This window comes from Streptomyces rapamycinicus NRRL 5491 (assembly GCF_024298965.1).
In the GTDB taxonomy this organism is placed as follows: domain Bacteria; phylum Actinomycetota; class Actinomycetes; order Streptomycetales; family Streptomycetaceae; genus Streptomyces; species Streptomyces rapamycinicus.
In genome coordinates this window covers 5,407,757-5,424,607 of record NZ_CP085193.1, presented here as the reverse complement: position 1 = coordinate 5,424,607, position 16,851 = coordinate 5,407,757, and the positions used below count along the sequence as shown (strand labels likewise).

The 16,851-nt window shown below is 71.2% G+C and carries 12 protein-coding genes and 1 pseudogene; 9 read left to right on the top strand and 4 right to left on the bottom strand.

Going from position 1 to position 16,851, the window contains the following annotated elements; translation table 11 throughout:
• The first annotated feature begins 14 nt into the window (after positions 1-14).
• Genes nuoL through nuoN form a run of 3 tightly spaced genes read left to right on the top strand, consistent with a single transcriptional unit; the run spans position 15 to position 5,227 of the window.
• Positions 15-1,910 carry an NADH-quinone oxidoreductase subunit L gene (nuoL, locus tag LIV37_RS22300; RefSeq protein WP_020869372.1) on the top strand — a complete coding sequence of 632 codons (1,896 nt, stop codon included), beginning with the start codon at positions 15-17 and terminating at the stop codon, positions 1,908-1,910.
• Positions 1,911-1,913: 3 nt separating this feature from the next.
• Positions 1,914-3,578, top strand: coding sequence for an NADH-quinone oxidoreductase subunit M (locus LIV37_RS22295; RefSeq protein WP_020869371.1), 1,665 nt, complete (start codon positions 1,914-1,916; stop codon positions 3,576-3,578).
• Positions 3,575-5,227, top strand: coding sequence for an NADH-quinone oxidoreductase subunit NuoN (gene nuoN / locus LIV37_RS22290; protein WP_020869370.1), 1,653 nt, complete (start codon positions 3,575-3,577; stop codon positions 5,225-5,227). Before LIV37_RS22295 ends, nuoN begins: the two co-directional genes overlap by 4 nt.
• A gap of 674 nt (positions 5,228-5,901) precedes the next feature.
• Here the strand turns inward: nuoN and LIV37_RS22285 are convergent.
• From LIV37_RS22285 to fahA, 3 genes are all read right to left on the bottom strand, one after another.
• The gene (locus tag LIV37_RS22285; protein ID WP_020869369.1) at positions 5,902-6,156 is read right to left on the bottom strand and encodes a HEAT repeat domain-containing protein; all 255 of its coding nucleotides are present in this window, start codon (positions 6,154-6,156) and stop codon (positions 5,902-5,904) included.
• Positions 6,157-6,383: 227 nt separating this feature from the next.
• Positions 6,384-6,881, bottom strand: coding sequence for a hypothetical protein (locus LIV37_RS22280; protein ID WP_020869368.1), 498 nt, complete (start codon positions 6,879-6,881; stop codon positions 6,384-6,386).
• Positions 6,882-6,941: 60 nt separating this feature from the next.
• Positions 6,942-8,192 (bottom strand): fumarylacetoacetase, encoded by a 1,251-nt coding sequence (gene fahA, locus LIV37_RS22275; protein WP_020869367.1) that lies wholly within the window; start codon positions 8,190-8,192, stop codon positions 6,942-6,944.
• Between the two features lie 289 nt (positions 8,193-8,481).
• On the opposite strand from fahA, the gene LIV37_RS22270 reads away from it, so the two are divergent.
• The 6 genes and pseudogenes from LIV37_RS22270 to LIV37_RS22245 all read left to right on the top strand — a co-directional run bounded on the left by LIV37_RS22270 (position 8,482) and on the right by LIV37_RS22245 (position 15,765).
• Positions 8,482-9,720, top strand: coding sequence for a carboxylate--amine ligase (locus LIV37_RS22270; RefSeq protein WP_243146181.1), 1,239 nt, complete (start codon positions 8,482-8,484; stop codon positions 9,718-9,720).
• A 21-nt stretch (positions 9,721-9,741) separates the two neighbouring features.
• A pseudogene (locus LIV37_RS22265) lies at positions 9,742-10,867 on the top strand (FAD-dependent oxidoreductase).
• Between the two features lie 342 nt (positions 10,868-11,209).
• The gene (locus tag LIV37_RS22260; protein WP_020869364.1) at positions 11,210-12,220 is read left to right on the top strand and encodes a polyprenyl synthetase family protein; all 1,011 of its coding nucleotides are present in this window, start codon (positions 11,210-11,212) and stop codon (positions 12,218-12,220) included.
• 286 nt (positions 12,221-12,506) lie between these two features.
• Complete coding sequence (locus LIV37_RS22255; protein WP_020869363.1) at positions 12,507-13,742, top strand: LolA family protein; 1,236 nt, start codon at positions 12,507-12,509, stop codon at positions 13,740-13,742.
• 72 nt (positions 13,743-13,814) lie between these two features.
• A complete protein-coding gene (locus tag LIV37_RS22250) occupies positions 13,815-14,798 on the top strand; it encodes an ABC transporter ATP-binding protein (protein ID WP_020869362.1) in 984 nt (327 codons plus the stop codon).
• A complete protein-coding gene (locus tag LIV37_RS22245; protein ID WP_121824639.1) occupies positions 14,785-15,765 on the top strand; it encodes an ABC transporter permease in 981 nt (326 codons plus the stop codon). The genes LIV37_RS22250 and LIV37_RS22245 overlap by 14 nt, the downstream gene beginning before the upstream one ends.
• 73 nt (positions 15,766-15,838) lie before the next feature.
• Here the strand turns inward: LIV37_RS22245 and LIV37_RS22240 are convergent, their stop codons facing one another.
• On the bottom strand, positions 15,839-16,780 hold the full coding sequence (locus LIV37_RS22240) for a M28 family metallopeptidase (RefSeq protein WP_020869360.1): 942 nt from the start codon (positions 16,778-16,780) through the stop codon (positions 15,839-15,841).
• Positions 16,781-16,851 lie beyond the last annotated feature (71 nt).

Below are 16,851 nucleotides of genomic sequence, written 5' to 3'. Positions count from 1 at the left end.
GGGGTCGCGTTCAAGTGGAGAACCTCATCGGATTGCTTGTCGCGGTCCCGCTGCTCGGCGCGGCCCTGCTGCTGTGCGGAGGGCGGCGGCTGGACGGCAAGGGCCACTACATCGGCACCGTGCTCGCCGCCGCCTCCTTCGTCATCGGCGCCGTGCTCTTCGCCGACATGCTCGGCCGCGGCGAGCACGACCGGGCCCTGCACAGCAAGGTCTTCAGCTGGATCCCGGTGGGCGGCTTCCGCGCGGACGTCGCCTTCCAGCTCGACCAGCTGTCCATGACCTTCGTCCTGCTGATCACCGGTGTGGGCACGCTGATCCACATCTACTCGATCGGCTATATGGAGCACGACGAGCGCCGCCGCCGCTTCTTCGGCTATCTCAATCTCTTCCTCGCGGCGATGCTGCTGCTCGTCCTCGCCGACAACTACCTGCTGCTGTACGTCGGCTGGGAGGGCGTCGGCCTCGCCTCGTACCTGCTCATCGGCTTCTGGCAGCACAAGCCCAGCGCGGCCACGGCGGCGAAGAAGGCGTTCATCGTCAACCGCGTCGGCGATGTGGGCCTGTCGATCGCGATCATGCTGATGTTCACGACGTTCGGGACCTTCACCTTCGCCCCGGTGCTGACCAACGCGGACCACGCGAGCGAGGGCAAGCTCACCGCGATCGGGCTGATGCTGCTCCTCGCGGCCTGCGGCAAGTCGGCCCAGGTGCCGCTCCAGTCCTGGCTCGGGGACGCGATGGAGGGCCCGACCCCGGTCTCGGCCCTGATCCACGCGGCGACCATGGTGACCGCGGGCGTGTATCTGATCACCCGCTCCGGCGCGATCTTCAACGCCGCGCCGGACGCCCAGGCCGCGGTGGTCGCGGTCGGCGCGGTCACGCTCCTGTTCGGTGCGATCGTCGGTTGCGCCAAGGACGACATCAAGAAGGCCCTGGCCGGGTCCACCATGTCCCAGATCGGCTACATGATCCTGGCCGCCGGGCTCGGCCCGATCGGCTATGTCTTCGCGATCATGCACCTGGTGACCCACGGCTTCTTCAAGGCGGGGCTCTTCCTCGGGGCCGGTTCGGTCATGCACGCCATGAACGACGAGGTCGACATGCGCAAGTACGGCGGTCTGCGCAAGTACATGCCGGTCACCTTCATCACCTTCGGGCTCGGCTATCTGGCGATCATCGGCTTCCCCGGGCTGTCCGGCTTCTGGTCCAAGGACAAGATCATCGAGGCGGCCTTCGCCAAGGGCGGCACCGAGGGCTGGATCCTCGGCGGCGCGGCCCTGCTGGGCGCGGCCATCACCGCGTACTACATGACGCGGGTGATGCTGCTGACCTTCTTCGGTGAGAAGCGCTGGGTGCCGGATGAGGAGGGCCACGAGCCGCATCCGCACGAGTCGCCCTCGTCCATGACCATCCCCATGATCGTCCTGGCCGTGGGATCGGTCTTCGCGGGCGGGCTGTTCAGCGTGAACGACGCGTTCCTGAAGTGGCTGGAGCCGGTCACCGGCCACAGCCACGGCGATTCCCCGCTCAGCGCCGCGGCGGTCACCGCCGGGACGATGGTGGTGCTGGTGATCGGTGTCGCCCTCGCCTGGGCGCAGTACGGACGCCGGCCGGTGCCGCGCACCGCACCCCGCGGATCCCTGCTCACCCGGGCTGCCCGGCGCGATCTGCTCCAGGACGACTTCAACCATGTCGCGCTCGTCAAACCAGGCCAGTATCTGACCCGCGGTCTGGTCTATGTCGACCACAAGCTGGTCGACGGGGTGGTCAACGGCACCGCGGCCTCCGTCGGCGGGCTCTCCGGCCGGCTGCGAAAGCTGCAGAACGGCTATGCCCGTACGTACGCGGTCTCGATGTTCGGCGGTACGGCGGTGCTCATCGCCGCGACCCTGCTGATGAGGGCGGTCTGAGTCATGTCATTTCCCCTGCTGACGGCCACGGCCGTGGTACCCGCGCTCGGCGCGGTGGCCACCGCCGCCGTGCCCGCCGCCCAGCGCGCCGCCGCCAAGTGGGTGGCGCTGGGCTTCTCCCTGGTCACCCTCGCCCTCGCGGCGGTCGTGCTGGTCCGCTTCGACCCCGGCGGCGCCCGCTTCCAGCTCACCGAATCGCACGCCTGGATCAAGGACTTCGGGGTCCGTTACGAACTGGGCGTGGACGGGATCGCGGTCGCGCTGATCGCGCTCACCGCCGTGCTCATCCCCTTCATCATCCTGGCGGGCTGGCATGACGCCGATCCGCTGGAAGGCGCCCGCCCCAACCGCCGCTGGCGGCCCACCCAGGGGTTCTTCGCGCTGATCCTGATGGTCGAGGCGATGGTGGTGATCTCCTTCGAGGCCACCGACGTCTTCCTCTTCTACATCTTCTTCGAGGCCATGCTGATCCCGATGTACTTCCTCATCGGGGGCTTCGGGGACCGGGCCGGGGGCCGCTCCGAGGAGGAGACGGCCACTCAGCGCTCGTACGCCGCGGTGAAGTTCCTGCTCTACAACCTGGCGGGCGGGCTGATCATGCTCGCCGCGGTGGTCGGTCTGTACGCGGTCACCGCCGATCAGCTCGGCACCGGCACCTTCTCGCTCCAGGAGATCGTCCAGGCGCGGGCGGGCGGCCATCTGGACATGGCGACCAGCACCGAGCGGCTGCTCTTCCTCGGCTTCTTCTTCGCCTTCGCGGTGAAGGCGCCGCTGTGGCCGCTGCACACCTGGCTGCCCAACGCGATGGGGGAGTCCACCGCCCCGGTCGCCGTGCTGATCACCGCGGTGGTCGACAAGGTCGGCACCTTCGCGATGCTCCGCTTCTGCCTCCAGCTCTTCCCGGAGGCCAGCAAGTGGGCCACTCCGGCGATCATGATCCTGGCGCTCATCAGCATCATCTACGGGGCGCTGCTGGCGATCGGCCAGCGGGACATCAAGCGGCTGATCGCCTACGCCTCGATCTCCCACTTCGGCTTCATCATCCTGGGCATCTTCGCGATGACCACCCAGGGCCAGGGCGGCGCCACCCTCTACATGGTCAACCACGGCGTCTCCACGGCCGCGCTGATGCTGGTGGCCGGGTTCCTGATCACCCGGCGCGGTTCGCGGCTCATCGCCGACTACGGCGGGGTGCAGAAGGTGGCGCCGGTGCTCGCCGGCACCTTCCTGATCGGCGGGCTCGCCACCCTCTCGCTGCCCGGGCTCGCGCCGTTCATCAGCGAATTCCTGGTCCTGGTCGGCACGTTCAGCCGCTACCCGGCGTTCGGCGTGATCGCGACCGTCGGAATAGTGCTGGCGGCGCTCTACGTCCTGATCCTCTACCAACGCACCATGACCGGTCCGGTGAAGGCCGAGGTACGGTCCATGCCCGATCTGCGGGTGCGTGAGCTGGTCGTCGTGGCCCCGCTCATCGCGCTGCTGATCTTCCTCGGGGTCTATCCGAAGCCGCTCGCCGACATCGTCAACCCGGCGGTCGACCACACGATGTCCGTGGTGGACAAGAAGGATCCCAAGCCCGATCACCCCGTCACCGACGCGGGCTGGTTCAACTACAGCCCGAAGTCCGAGGGTGCTTCCCACGACGGTGCTTCCGGAGGTGCCAAGTGACCCACGCGGCCACTGTCCACAGCCTGTGGACAACAGCGGCGGCGGCGCCCGACAAGATCCCGTCGCCCGATATCGAGTACGGGCAGCTGTCGCCCACGCTGATCGTGCTCGGCGCCGCGATCGTCGGCGTCCTGATCGAGGCGTTCCTCCCGCGCCGCCAGCGGTACGTGGCGCAGCTGTTCGTCTCCGTGGTCGCCCTGGCCGCGGCCTTCGCCGCCGTGATCGGCCTCGCCGCCGGTGACTACGGCACCAGCAAGGCCCGTGTCGCGGCCATGGGCGCGATCGCGGTCGACGGACCGGCGCTCTTCCTGCAGGGGACCATTCTCCTGGTGGCGCTGGTGTCGGTGTTCACCTTCGCCGAGCGGCGGCTCGATCCGGTGGTGCACGGCAACCGTGTCGACTCCTTCGCGGCCCAGGCCGCCGCCGTGCCCGGCGGCGACGCCGAAAAGGCCGCCGTCAAGGCGGGGTTCACCACCACCGAGGTCTTTCCGCTGGTCCTCTTCGCGGTCGGCGGCATGCTGGTCTTCCCGTCCGCCAACGATCTGCTGACGCTCTTCGTGGCGCTGGAGGTCTTCTCCCTGCCGCTGTACATCCTGTGCGCCCTCGCCCGGCGCCATCGCGCGCTGTCGCAGGAGGCCGCGGTCAAGTACTTCCTGCTGGGCGCCTTCTCCTCCGCGTTCCTGCTCTTCGGCATCGCCCTGCTGTACGGCTACGCGGGCACGGTCGCCTACTCCGGGATCGCGGACGTCGTCGACGGCCAGGTCAGGAATGTCACCCCGGCGCTCGCCGGGACCATGGGCAATGACGCGCTGCTGCTGATCGGCGGGGCGATGGTGCTGATGGGGCTGCTGTTCAAGATCGGCGCCGTGCCGTTCCACATGTGGACCCCCGACGTCTACCAGGGCGCCCCCACCCCGGTGACCGGCTTCATGGCGGCGGCCACCAAGGTCGCGGCCTTCGGCGCGCTGCTGCGGCTGCTCTACGTCGTGCTGCCCGGGCTGCGCTGGGACTGGCGGCCGGTGATGTGGGGCGTCGCCATCGTCACCATGCTCGGCGGCGCGATCGTGGCCGTCACCCAGACCGATGTGAAGCGGCTGCTGGCGTACTCCTCGATCGCCCACGCCGGGTTCATCCTGGCCGGTGTCATCGCCACCACGCCCGACGGCATCTCCTCCGTCCTCTTCTACCTCGCCGCGTACTCCTTCGTGACCCTCGGCGCCTTCGCGGTGGTCACCCTGGTGCGGGACGCGGGCGGCGAGGCCACCCACCTGTCCAAGTGGGCCGGTCTCGGGCGCCGTTCGCCCCTGGTGGCCGCCGTCTTCGCGGTCTTCCTGCTGGCCTTCGCCGGTATCCCGCTGACCAGCGGCTTCGCCGGGAAATTCGCGGTCTTCAAGGCGGCGGCCGACGGCGGTGCGGGCGCGCTGGTGGTGGTCGGTGTGATCTCCTCGGCGGTCGCCGCGTTCTTCTACATCCGGGTGATCGTGCTGATGTTCTTCAGCGAGCCGCGCACGGACGGCCCGTCCGTGGCCGTGCCGAGCCCGCTGACCTCGTCGGCCATCGCGATCGGCGTGGCGGTCACGCTCGTCCTGGGCGTCGCCCCGCAGTACTTCCTGGACCTCGCGAGTCAGGCGGGAGTCTTCGTCCGCTAGCCCTCCCCCACCCCGCTCGCCCCACCCCGAACCCATGGGGCTCCGCCCCCTGGCCCCCCGGCCGGGCCCGGACACCGAGACGGTGCCCGAGCCCGGCCGAAGCCATTCCCCAAACCCAGGAAGCTGCGCCGCTGAACCCTGCGCTGGGGAACACCACGACGGCGCCCGGGCCGGGGCGGAGCCATCCCCCACCCCGCCCCTCCCCGATCCCAGGGGCTGCGCCCCTGGACCCCGCTTCGGCAGGGGCAGTGCGTCAGTTCCAGGGCTGTGCCCCTGGACCCCGCTTTGGCAGGGGCAGTGCGTCAGTTCCAGGGCTGTGCCCCTGGACCCCGCCTTCCAGGGCTGTGCCCCTGGACCCCGCTTCGGCAGGGGCAGTGCGTCGGTTCCAGGGCTCTGCCCTTGGCCTCTGGCCGGGCAGGGATATGGCGGCGGTGCGCGCGCCCGGCCGGGGTGGAGCCGTCCCCGCCGCACCGTGCGACGATGCCAGACGCCGGGGTGCGTAGGTTTCCGGTGCGGGAGGGGTAATTCCAGCCCCTCCGGCGATTGAGGAGCGGGGTCCTGGGCGGAGCCCCGGCGGGGTCCGGGGGGCGGAGTCCCATGCCGCGCGGCGGAGCCGCAAATCGGATGCAGCGGGAAGGGGCGGGGTGGGGGCAAGCCCGCCGCAGGCGCCGACGCTAAGCCGTCGCCTTGGCCGCGTACGCGCGGACATCCGCGTCCGGGTCGGAGCGGACCGACGCCAGCGCCTCCCGGGCACCCGGCTCCCGCTCCGCCAGCGGCAACAGCGCCAGCACCGCCGCCTTACGGACGTCAGCGTGCGGGTCGGCCAGGGCCCGGGTCAGGGCGGGGACGCCCAGGCCCGGCGCGGCGGCGGACAGCGCCGTCGCCGCCCCCTTGCGCACCTGCCAGGCGGTATCGCCCAGCGCCGCCACCGCCTCGGCGTCCAGCGGCGCCGGGCACCCGGCCGAGGCCAGGGCCTCCAGGGCGGGCCCGGCCGATGGTGTTGCCGAAGTATTGCGCCACCTGACGGCGGCTTCCCTACCGCTTCTGCCTGCGGTTTCGTTCCCGCGGCGGCAAGATCTGCCACTGCGCGCGGCGGGCCCCCCGCGCGCCTGCGCGCCGGGGGCCCGGGGTGCCGGAGGGGGTCCGGCGCCGTGGTTCAGCCGGTCGGGAGGCCGGTCGGCACATCGGTCGGGAGGCCCGAGGGCAGCGACGTCGGCAGGCCCGAGGGGAGGTCACCGGGCGAGGTCGCCTTGATGAACGTGTCGTTCTTGGCGAGCGCGTCCCAGTCGACCGTGAGGGTCTTGCCGTCCGCGCTCGCGGTGACCTTGCCCGCGCTGCGGTCGGTGTTGCCGTCGGCGCACTTGAGCATGAGCATCTTCCCGCCCATGTCGGCGTACTCGCCGCTGCAGATGTGCTTGTCGGCCATCAGGACGGCCTTCTTGCCGCTGATGGACAGGATGACGGCCCCCTCACCGGCCTTCGCCACATAGGTGCCGGAGACCTTCGTGTCCGCGCCCCCCTCCGCCGGGGCGCTCGACGCGGAGGAGGGGTCCTTGGATGTGTCCTTCTTGTCGTCGCCACCGTCACTGCCGCATGCGGTCAGCAACAGGGCGGCCGCCGCCGCCGTGCCGGCGATGCTCACTGCCTTCTTCACGTGCTTCTCCTCGGTCGTCCGGGATCGTCAGGGCAGGAGCACGACAAATTAGCAGCCGCGTCAGGGCGTGGCCGGGACCACCTGGCCGGTCACCTCGCCCAGGCCGATACGAGTCCCCTGCGGGCCCGGCGCCCAGGCCGTGACGGTCACCTCGTCGCCGTCCTCCAGGAAGGTCCGGGCGCCGTCGGGGAGCCGCAGGGGGTCGCGGCCGCCCCAGGTGAGTTCGAGGAGACAGCCGAGCTCGTCCGGGCGCGGACCGCTGACCGTGCCGGAGGCGAAGAGGTCCCCGGTGCGCAGCGAGGCGCCGTTCACCGTCAGGTGGGCGAGCTGCTGGGCCGCGGTCCAGTACATGGCGGAGAAGGGCGGGCGGGAGATCGTGTGGCCGTTGAGCGCGACCTCCAGGCGCAGATCGAGCCCACCGGGCCCGGCGGCGCTGTCGTCCAGGTAGGGGAGGGGCGGGACGTCGCGGGCGGGAGGGCCGGTACGGGCCGCGGCGAGGGCGTCCAGCGGGGTGACCCACGCGGCGAGCGAGGTGGCGAAGGACTTGCCGAGGAAGGGGCCGAGCGGACGGTACTCCCACGCCTGGATGTCGCGCGCGGACCAGTCGTTGAGCAGACAGACGCCGAAGACGTGGTCGTGGAACCCGGAGAGCGGCACCGGTGTATTCACAGTGGAAGGGGCGCCGACGACGAAGGCCACCTCCGCTTCGAAGTCGAGGCGCAGGGAGGGGCCGAAGACCGGAGTGGGGGAGGAAGCGTGTGGTGCGGAGGTATCGGCCGGGGGCAGATGCTGGCCCTGCGGGCGGACGATGGGCGTGCCCGAGACGAGGATGGTGCCGGCCCGGCCGTGGTAGCCGATCGGCATGTGCTTCCAGTTGGGGGTGAGCGCCTCGCCGTCGGGGCGGAAGATCCTGCCCGTGTTGGTGGCGTGGTGCTCGCTCGCATAGAAGTCGGCGTAGTCGGCCACCTCGAAGGGGAGGTGGAGCGCCACGGTGGGGAGGGGATGCATCAGCGGCTCGATGGTCGAGCGGTGCCCCGGGTCGGTGAGCCAGTCGAGCACCTCGGCGCGCACGGCCTGCCAGACCGGGCGGCCCGCGGCCATCAGCGGGTTGAGGGTGTCGGCGCCCAGCGGCTCGGCGTGCGGGGAGGCGGTGGCGGCCGCGGCGGCGCCCACGTCGAGCACATGGTTTCCGTAGCGCACCCCGATCTTCCGCAGATGAGGAGCGTGCGGCGCGGTGAAGACGCCATAGGGGAGGTTGTGCGGGCCGAAGGGGTCGCCTTCGGGCAGGTCCAGCGGGGATCGCTGCGGCATCGGGGCTGCCTCGCCTTCTCCTCGTCACTGTGGGACGCAGCACACCCTAAGGCGCCGGGAGTGCGGGAAAGGCGCAGGGCAAGGCCGGTGGTCAGGGCGGCGCCGGTGGCCGGGCGCGGGCCATGCCGGAGGTCGGGGACAAGGAGGGATGACACGGTGTCGGCTACTCCCTAAAGATATGGCAATGTCCGGAAAATCCTTACTGGAGGCGGCGATTCCGAAGTAGCGTCCTTCATCAGGGTCACGCACAGTGGGGGGGCCACTGCGCTGCGGTGACCAAGGGGGACTCGTGGCGAGCAGTGCCGTGCCGTTCTCGGTGGACCGTTCCGTGCCCGCTCTCATCGTGAAGATCGGCCACTATCCGCTGCATCACGGTGGCGTCGGCGCCATCCGGTCCCTGGGGCGTCTCGGTGTCCCCATGTACGCGGTCACCGAGGACCGTTGGACCCCGGCGGCGCTCTCGCGCTATCTGAGGAGGGCCTTCGTCTGGCCGACCACCGGCGAGGAGCGGCCGGAGCGGTTGGTGGAGGGGCTGCTGCGGATGGGGCGGGCGATCGGCCGGCCGACGGTGCTGCTGCCCACCGACGAGGAGGCGGCCGTGCTGATCGCCGAGCACGCGGACCGGCTCGCCGGGGAGGGCCGCTTTCTCTTCCCGCGCGCCGAGCCCGAGTTGCCCAGACGGCTGGCGAGCAAGCGGGGGCTGCACGAGCTGTGCGTCAAGCACGGGGTGCCCACGCCCGAGGGCGCCTTCCCGGACACCTATGCCGATGTCAAGGCGTTCGCGGCCGGCGCCCGGTTTCCGGTGGTCGCCAAGAACCGGGAGGCGTTCGAGCGGCGGAAGAAGCCCGCGGTGTGCGGCACCACGCGGATCGAGGGCCCGCGGGAGCTGATGGAGCTGGCGCGGCGGTGGGGGCCGCGGCCGGGGGTGGTCTTACAGGAGTATCTGCCGAGAGAGGAGGCCGAGGACTGGATAGTGCACGCGTACTTCGACGCCCGGAGCACACCGCTGGCGATGTTCACCGGGGTCAAGGTGCGGTCCTGGCCGCCGCACGCGGGCATGACGGCGTGCGCCTATGCGGTGGAGAACGAGGAACTGGCACGGATGGCGGCCCGGTTCGTCCAGCGGATCGGCTTCAGCGGCATCGTCGATCTGGATTGGCGCTTCGACCGGCGTGACGGACGGTACAAGTTGCTGGACTTCAATCCGCGGATGGGCGCCCAGTTCCGGCTCTTCGAGAACGCGGCGCGGATCGATGTCGTACGGGCCCAGCATCTCGATCTGACCGGACGCGCGGTCCCCGGGGCCCGGCAGCGGCCGGCCCGGCGGTTCCTGGTCGAGAACGTCGACCTGCCCGCGCTGCTCGCCTACCGCCGCAGTGGTTACACCACCCCGCACGCCCCGGCGCGGGCGAGCGGGACCGAGCTCGCCTGGGCCGCGCGGGACGACATGAGGCCGTTCTTCACCATGCTGGCCCGCTCGCTGCGGCCCGGCGCGGCACAGCTGTACCGGCTGTGGCGCGCCAAGTGAACGCGACACCTTGGGGGATTCATGAACGATCCGGTAGCGGTCATCGGCGCCGGTCCGTACGGTCTGTCGACCGCCGCTCACCTCCGCGCCCACGGGCTGCCGGTCCGTGTCTTCGGGGAGCCGATGGTGAGCTGGCGGGAGCAGATGCCCGCGGGCATGCTGCTCAAGTCCACACCGGTCGCCTCGAACATCGCCGGAGCTGGAGCTGGAGCTGGAGCTGGAGCTGGAGCTGGAGCTGGAGCTGGGGCTGGGGCTGGGGCTGGAGCTGGGGCTGGAGCTGGAGCGGGTGGTGGCGGTGGACCGGCGGGGCGGCCGGTTCGAGCTGAAGCTGGACTCGGGGGAGCAGTTCACCACGCGCGCCGTCGTCGTCGCCAGCGGGCTCAGCGGGCTCGCCCACCTCCCCCGGGAGCTGGCCGCCGACGTACCGGACGGACCCGCTCCGGGCGGCCCCGTCTCCCACAGTTCGCACCATCGCGACCTCGGCCGCTTCCGCGGGCGTGAGGTGGTGGTCGTCGGGGCCGGGCAGTCGGCGCTGGAGAGCGCGGTGCTGCTGGCCGAGGCGGGCGCCGCCGCGGTGCGGGTGGTGGCCCGGGGGCCGCGCGCGGTCGCCTTCGGCACCCCGCCGGTGCGGCCCGAGTCGCCGGTCGGCCGCGCCTGGTCGCTGTACGCGCTGTCGTACCACGCCGTGGGTTTCCGGCGGCTGCCCGTACCGGCCCGGGAGTATCTGGTGCGCAGGGTGCTGGGGGTCCAAGGGCGCCTGGTGGCTGAGGGACCGCTTCGCCGGGCGGGTCCGGGTCACCCAGGGGCGGCGGATCAGCCGGGTCACGGTGGGGAACGACGGCCGGCCGGTGCTCACCCTGCAGGGGGACGGCCGGGTCGGTGAGCCGGCCGCCGACCATGTGATGGCCGCTACGGGCTATCGGATGAGCGTCGCGGCGCTGGACTTCCTCGGGCCCGGGCTCCGTACCGAGTTGGTCACCGGAGCCGGGGCCCCTGGCTCGACGCCGGTTATGGCTCCTCGGTCCCGGGGCTGTACTTCACCGGGCTGCCCGCGGCGGCGAGTTTCGGCCCGGTGATGCGGTTCGTCTGCGGTACGGAGTACGCGTCGCCACGGCTGGCGAAGGCGGTGGCCGCCATGCACGGATGAGCGGGCCCCGCCCACGGCCATCGGCCCGCCCCGGCCGGTGACCGGCCCCGCTCGACGGCCGGTTCGGCGGACCGTCCGGCGGTCAGACCGGGCGGCCGGGTGGGATCCGGCCAAGCGGCCGGGTGCGATCCGGGCGGGCGGCCGGATGGGGTCCGGGGCATGAATGATCTGCTGCGATCGCGGTACTGCGATGTGAAGCGGTCGGTTCGGGAGAGAACGGTGAGAGGCGCACAAGGCGGGAAGGCGCCAACAGTGATCGATACCCGACCGGATACGCTGCCTGTTGGTGGAGGCAGCGACACATCGACATTCGCGTCATTCGTAGGCAGACAGGAGTACCCCGTGAGCTTCGTCGGGCCCTTGGGGCTGAGCGTGCGGGACCGGACTCTGGAAGCCGACACCCAGGCCGGGCTGACGGCGGTCGAAGAGGGCCTGCTGGAGGCCACCAAAAGCGATGTGCCCTTCATCACGGAGGCCGCACAGCATCTGGTACGGGCCGGGGGGAAGCGGTTCCGGCCCCTGCTGGTGCTGCTGGCCGCGCAGTTCGGTGACCCCCACGCACCCGGAGTGGTGCCCTCGGCGGTGGTCGTCGAGCTCACCCATCTGGCGACGCTGTACCACGACGATGTGATGGACGAGGCGGAGGTGCGGCGCGGCGTCTCCAGCGCCAACGCCCGCTGGGGCAACTCGGTGGCGGTCCTCACCGGCGACTTCCTCTTCGCCCGCGCCTCGCACATCCTGGCCGACCTCGGCCCCGAGGCGGTACGGATCCAGGCCGAGGCGTTCGAGCGGCTGGTCACCGGGCAGATCCTGGAGACGGCGGGCCCACGTGACGGCCGTGACCCGGTCGAGCACTACCTGGATGTGCTGGCCGGCAAGACGGGCTCGCTGATCGCCGTCTCCGGCCGGTTCGGCGCGATGATGTCGGGCGCCGACGAGAGCATCGTCAGCATCCTCACCCAGTACGGCGAGCGGCTCGGCATGGCCTTCCAGCTCGCCGACGACGTACTGGACATCGCCAGCGACAGCCATGAGTCCGGTAAGACCCCCGGCACCGATCTGCGCGAGGGCGTGGCCACCCTGCCCGTGCTCTATGTGCGGGAGCAGGCCGAGGCGACCGGTTCGGCCGAGGACCGTGAGCTGTGCGAGCTGCTCGCGGGCGATCTCGCCGATGACGCGCGCCATGCCGAGGTGCTGCGGCGGCTGCGCGCCCATCCGGCGCTGGAGCGGGCCCGCCGGGTCACGGTCCGCTATGCGGCGGAGGCCCGTTCGATGCTGGCGCCGCTGCCCGAGGGCCCGGCGAAGGCGGCCCTCGAGGGGCTGTGCGACGCGGTGGTCCACCGGGCCGGGTGACCCTCGCCCGGCGCGCGTTCCACCCCGCCCGGCGCCCGTTCCACCTCGCCCCGCCCCCGATCCCGGGGAGCCCGCCGGTGACTCCCGGGGGAGTAGGACCCTGACTCCCGGTGGAGCGGCGTCATCCCCGAGCATTACGCCGAGGTGATCCTGCGGGCTGACGCGCCACGTCGAACGATTTGGTGGGATGAAAAGACCACCACATGGCGGGATCGGGTGACAATGGCCCGAGAGGTGGACGAGTGCAAGCTGACGAACCGCCGCCGACGACGGAGGTAGAGCACACATGGCACGGATCCGACCGACACAGGTCGCCGACGACGGCTTCTGGGATGAAGAGCGGCCATCACGAGGGAAGAAGGCCGCCCGGTACGCAGCCCCGGTCGCCGTCGCGGGCATCGCGGCGGCGACCATAGGACTGGTCCCGGCGCTCGCCAGCACCGGTGACCCCGATCTGCCGAAGATCTCGGCGCAAGAGCTCATCAGCAAGATGGCGGCATCGGACGCCCAGCAGATGTCCGGTTCGGTGAAGATCACCACCGATCTGGGCATTCCCTCGCTCCCCGGCGGCGGCTCCATCGCCGACCTCGGCGGGGCGCGGGGCGGCGACGCGTCCGCCGCGCCCGAGTCCAAGCTGATGGAGTTGATCTCCGGCTCCCACACCCTGCGGGTGGCCAGTGACGGCCCCGACAAGCAGCGGGTGTCGATCGTCGAGAACGCCGCCGAGTACAGCATGATCCACAACGGCGACGACGTCTGGGCGTACGACAGCGGGAGCAACTCCGCCTACCACGCCACCGCCCCGAAGGACGCGAAGGCCAAGGGCGACCACCGGCGGGAGATGCCGAAGGACCTGCGGGACGCCACGCCCCAGGAGATGGCCAAGATGCTGCTCTCCTCCGTGGACGACACCACCGACGTGAGCGTCGACGGCACCTCCCGGGTCGCCGGGCGGGACGCCTACGACCTGCTGATCAAGCCCAAGCAGAACAGCGACTCCACGATCGGATCCGTCCGTATCGCGGTGGACGCGGACAACGGTGTCCCGCTGAAGTTCACGCTCTCCCCGAAGAGCGGCGGCAAGGCGATCGTCGACGTGGGCTTCACCAAGGTGGACTTCGGCAAGCCCGAGGCGAGCTCCTTCGACTTCACACCGCCCAAGGGCGCCAAGGTCACCGAGGCGCCCAAGGCCGACCGCAGGGACGCCCAGAAGGACTTCGGCGCCAAGGACTTCAAGGACGCCCAGGGCGCCCTGTCCGGGCTGAAGGTCGTCGGCCAGGGCTGGGACTCGGTCGCCCGGCTCGACACCCCCGGCGGGGCGGCGGCACCCGGCGGCGACAGCGGCCCGGGTGCGGCTTCCGGCCTCCTCGGCGGCTTCGGCAAGGAGGTCAAGGGGAAGTTCGGCTCGGGCACCGTGGTCAGCACCCGGCTGGTGAACGCGCTGCTCACCGACGATGGCAAGGTGTTCGTCGGCGCGGTCGACAAGGACGCCCTGGTCAAGGCCGCCAACGCGGCCAAGTGAGCCCACTGGGCGCATAAGGCGCGGTGACGGACGGCGCGGGGCGCGGATACGACGCAGAACGAAGGGGAGCCCGTGGAGCAGCGGTCCGCCGAGGGGGACGACGCCGCGGTGGAGACCCGCGGGCTCACCAAGCGCTACCGGGGCGGACAGCTCGCGGTCGACGCACTCGACCTGTCCGTGCCGCGTGGCAGTGTCTTCGGCTTCCTCGGGCCCAATGGCTCGGGGAAGACGACGACCATCCGCATGCTCATGGGCCTGATCGAGCCCACCTCGGGCAGAGCCAGGCTGCTCGGCGAGCCGATGCCGCGCGCCGCCCGGAGCGTGCTGCCCAGGGTGGGCGCCCTCATCGAGGGCCCCGCCCTGTACCCGTTTCTGACCGGCCGCGACAATCTGCTGCGTTACGACGCGGCCGACCCCACCGCCGACCCCCGCACCCGCGCCCCCCGCGTGGCGGCCGCCCTGGACCGGGTCGGGCTGGCCGCCGCGGCCGGGAAGAAGGCCCGCGCGTACTCGCTCGGCATGAAGCAGCGCCTGGGCCTGGCCGCCGCGCTGCTCCAGCCGCGAGAGCTGCTGGTGCTGGACGAGCCGACCAACGGCCTCGATCCGCAGGGCATGCGCGAGATCCGCGCCCTGGTGCGCGAGCTGGCCGAGGAGGGCACCACCGTCTTCCTTTCCTCCCATCTCCTTGACGAGATCGAACAGGTGTGCACGCATGCCGCCGTGATGGCCCAGGGCCGTCTGATCACCCAGGGCACGGTGGCCGAGCTGGCGGCGGGCAGCCGCGGCCGGCTGGCCGTCACCACCCCGGACCCGGTGGACGCGGTCCGGGTGCTCAAGGAGCACGGGGTGACGGATCTGGTGGTCCTGGACGAGCGCGTCTCCGGCGAGCTGCCGGTGCCCGGCCCCGGCGCGGCCGACGCACCGCTGGAACTGGCCGATCTCAACGCCGCCCTCGTACGCGCCGGGGTGCGGGTCCGGGCCTTCGGGGCCGAACGCGCCTCGCTCGAGGACGCCTTTGTCGCGCTGACCGGGGAGGGCTTCGATGTCGCGGGCTGATGAGTCGCGGGCTGATGAGTCGCGGGCTGATGAGACGAGGGTGGCCGACGCCGGCGTACCAAAGACGGCCAACAGCGGCGGCGCACCGGCCGGCAGGGCCGCGAACCCGCCCCGCCCGAGCCCCCTGTGGGCCCTGGCGCTCTTCCGCTCCGAGCTGACCGTCACCCTCCGCCGCTGGCGGACCCTGGCGCTGCTCGGGGTGCTCGCGCTGATCCCGATCCTCATCGGCATCGCGGTGAAGATCGAGACGAGCGACGGCGGCGGCTTCGGCGGCGGCCGTGGGGGAGAGGAGGCGGGCCCCGCCTTCTTCCCCCAGATCACCAACAACGGGATCTTCCTGGTCTTCGCGTCACTGGCGGCGACGCTGCCGGTCTTCCTGCCGATGGTGATCGGCGTGATCGCCGGTGACGCCATCGCCGGTGAGGCGGGCTCCGGGACGCTGCGCTATCTGCTGGTCGCCCCCGCCGGGCGGACCCGTCTGCTGCTGGCCAAATTCACCACCACCATGGCCTTCTGCCTGATCGCGACGCTGGTGGTGGCCGTCTCGAGCCTGGTGACGGGGGCGCTGCTGTTCCCGCTCGGCGATGTCACGCTGATCTCGGGCATCACCGTCTCGTTCGAGGAGGCGCTGCTCCGGGCGCTCGGCGTGGCAGCCCTGGTGGCCCTGTCGCTGGTGGGGATCGCGACGGTGGGGCTGTTCATCTCCACCCTCACCAACAGCGGGATCGCGGCCATGGCCACGACCGTGGGGCTGGTGATCACCGTGCAGATCCTCGACACCATTCCGCAGCTGCACGCGATCCACCCGTATCTCTTCCCGCACTACTGGCTCAGCTTCGCCGATCTCCTCCGCGAGCCGGTCTACTGGGACGAGCTGGTCAAGAATCTGGGGTTGCAGGGGCTGTACGTGGCCGTGTTCGGCTCGGCGGCCTGGGCCCGGTTCACCGCGAAGGACATAACGGCCTGAGTGGCCGGAGCGGTCCGGGCGGCCGGGGCCGGTGGAGCCGGTGGAGCCGAACACGGCAGCACATCATCCGGGATCAGGCGCCGCCGAGCGTCCAGACCGCGTAGGCGATGGCGTCGCTGTTGCGGTCCAGGGCGGTGTCGTCGATGTTGCCCGAGGTGTCGCAGGAGCGGTGGTAGCAGCGGTCGAACGCCTGACCGGAGGTGCCGCCCCACTTCTGGGCCTGGGCGGCGGTCTTGATGTAGTCGGCGCCGCTGAAGAGGCCGCCCACCGGGATGCCCTTGTTCTTGAACGGCGCGTGGTCGGAGCGGCCGTCGCCCTCGGTCTCGATCTCGGTGGGCACGCCCTTGGCGGAGAAGAACGCCTTGAAGACCGACTCGATCCCGGCGTCGTCGTCATAGACGAAGTAGCCGGGGTTGGGCGAGCCGATCATGTCGAAGTTGAGATAGCCGTCGATCTTCGCCCGTTCGGATGACGGCAGGTTGTTGATGTAGTAGGTCGAGCCGACCATCCCCCGCTCCTCGGCGCCCCACCAGGCGAACCGCAGATGCTTGGTGGGCTTCGCGCCCTGCCGGGCGACGGTGAGCGCGGTCTCCAGGATTCCGGCGGAGCCCGAGCCGTTGTCGTTGATCCCGGGGCCCGCGGTGACGGAGTCGAGGTGGGCGCCGGAGAACACCACGTTGTTGGCGTCGCCGCCGGGCCAGTCGGCGATGAGGTTGTAGCCGGTGGCACCGCCGGAGGTGAACTGCTGCACGGTGGTGGTGTATCCGGCGGCGTCCAGCTTGCCCTTGATGTAGTCGAGCGACGCCTTGTAGCCGGGGCGGCCATGGGCCCGGTTGCCGCCGTTGGCGGTGGCGATGGACTGCAACTGGGCCAGATGGGCCTTCACATTGGCCACGGAGATGTCGGGCGCCGCGAGGGTGGTACGGGCGTCCGCCGTGTGCCGTGCCGACGCGGCGGCGGAGGTGGCGGGGGCGGCCGAGACCAGGGCGGCGACCGCCGTACCGGCGGCGGCCATGGCGGCCGTACGCCGTATCAGGGATCTTCGGGGGCGGGCTTGCGCGCATGAGGACATGGGGGGCTCCGGTT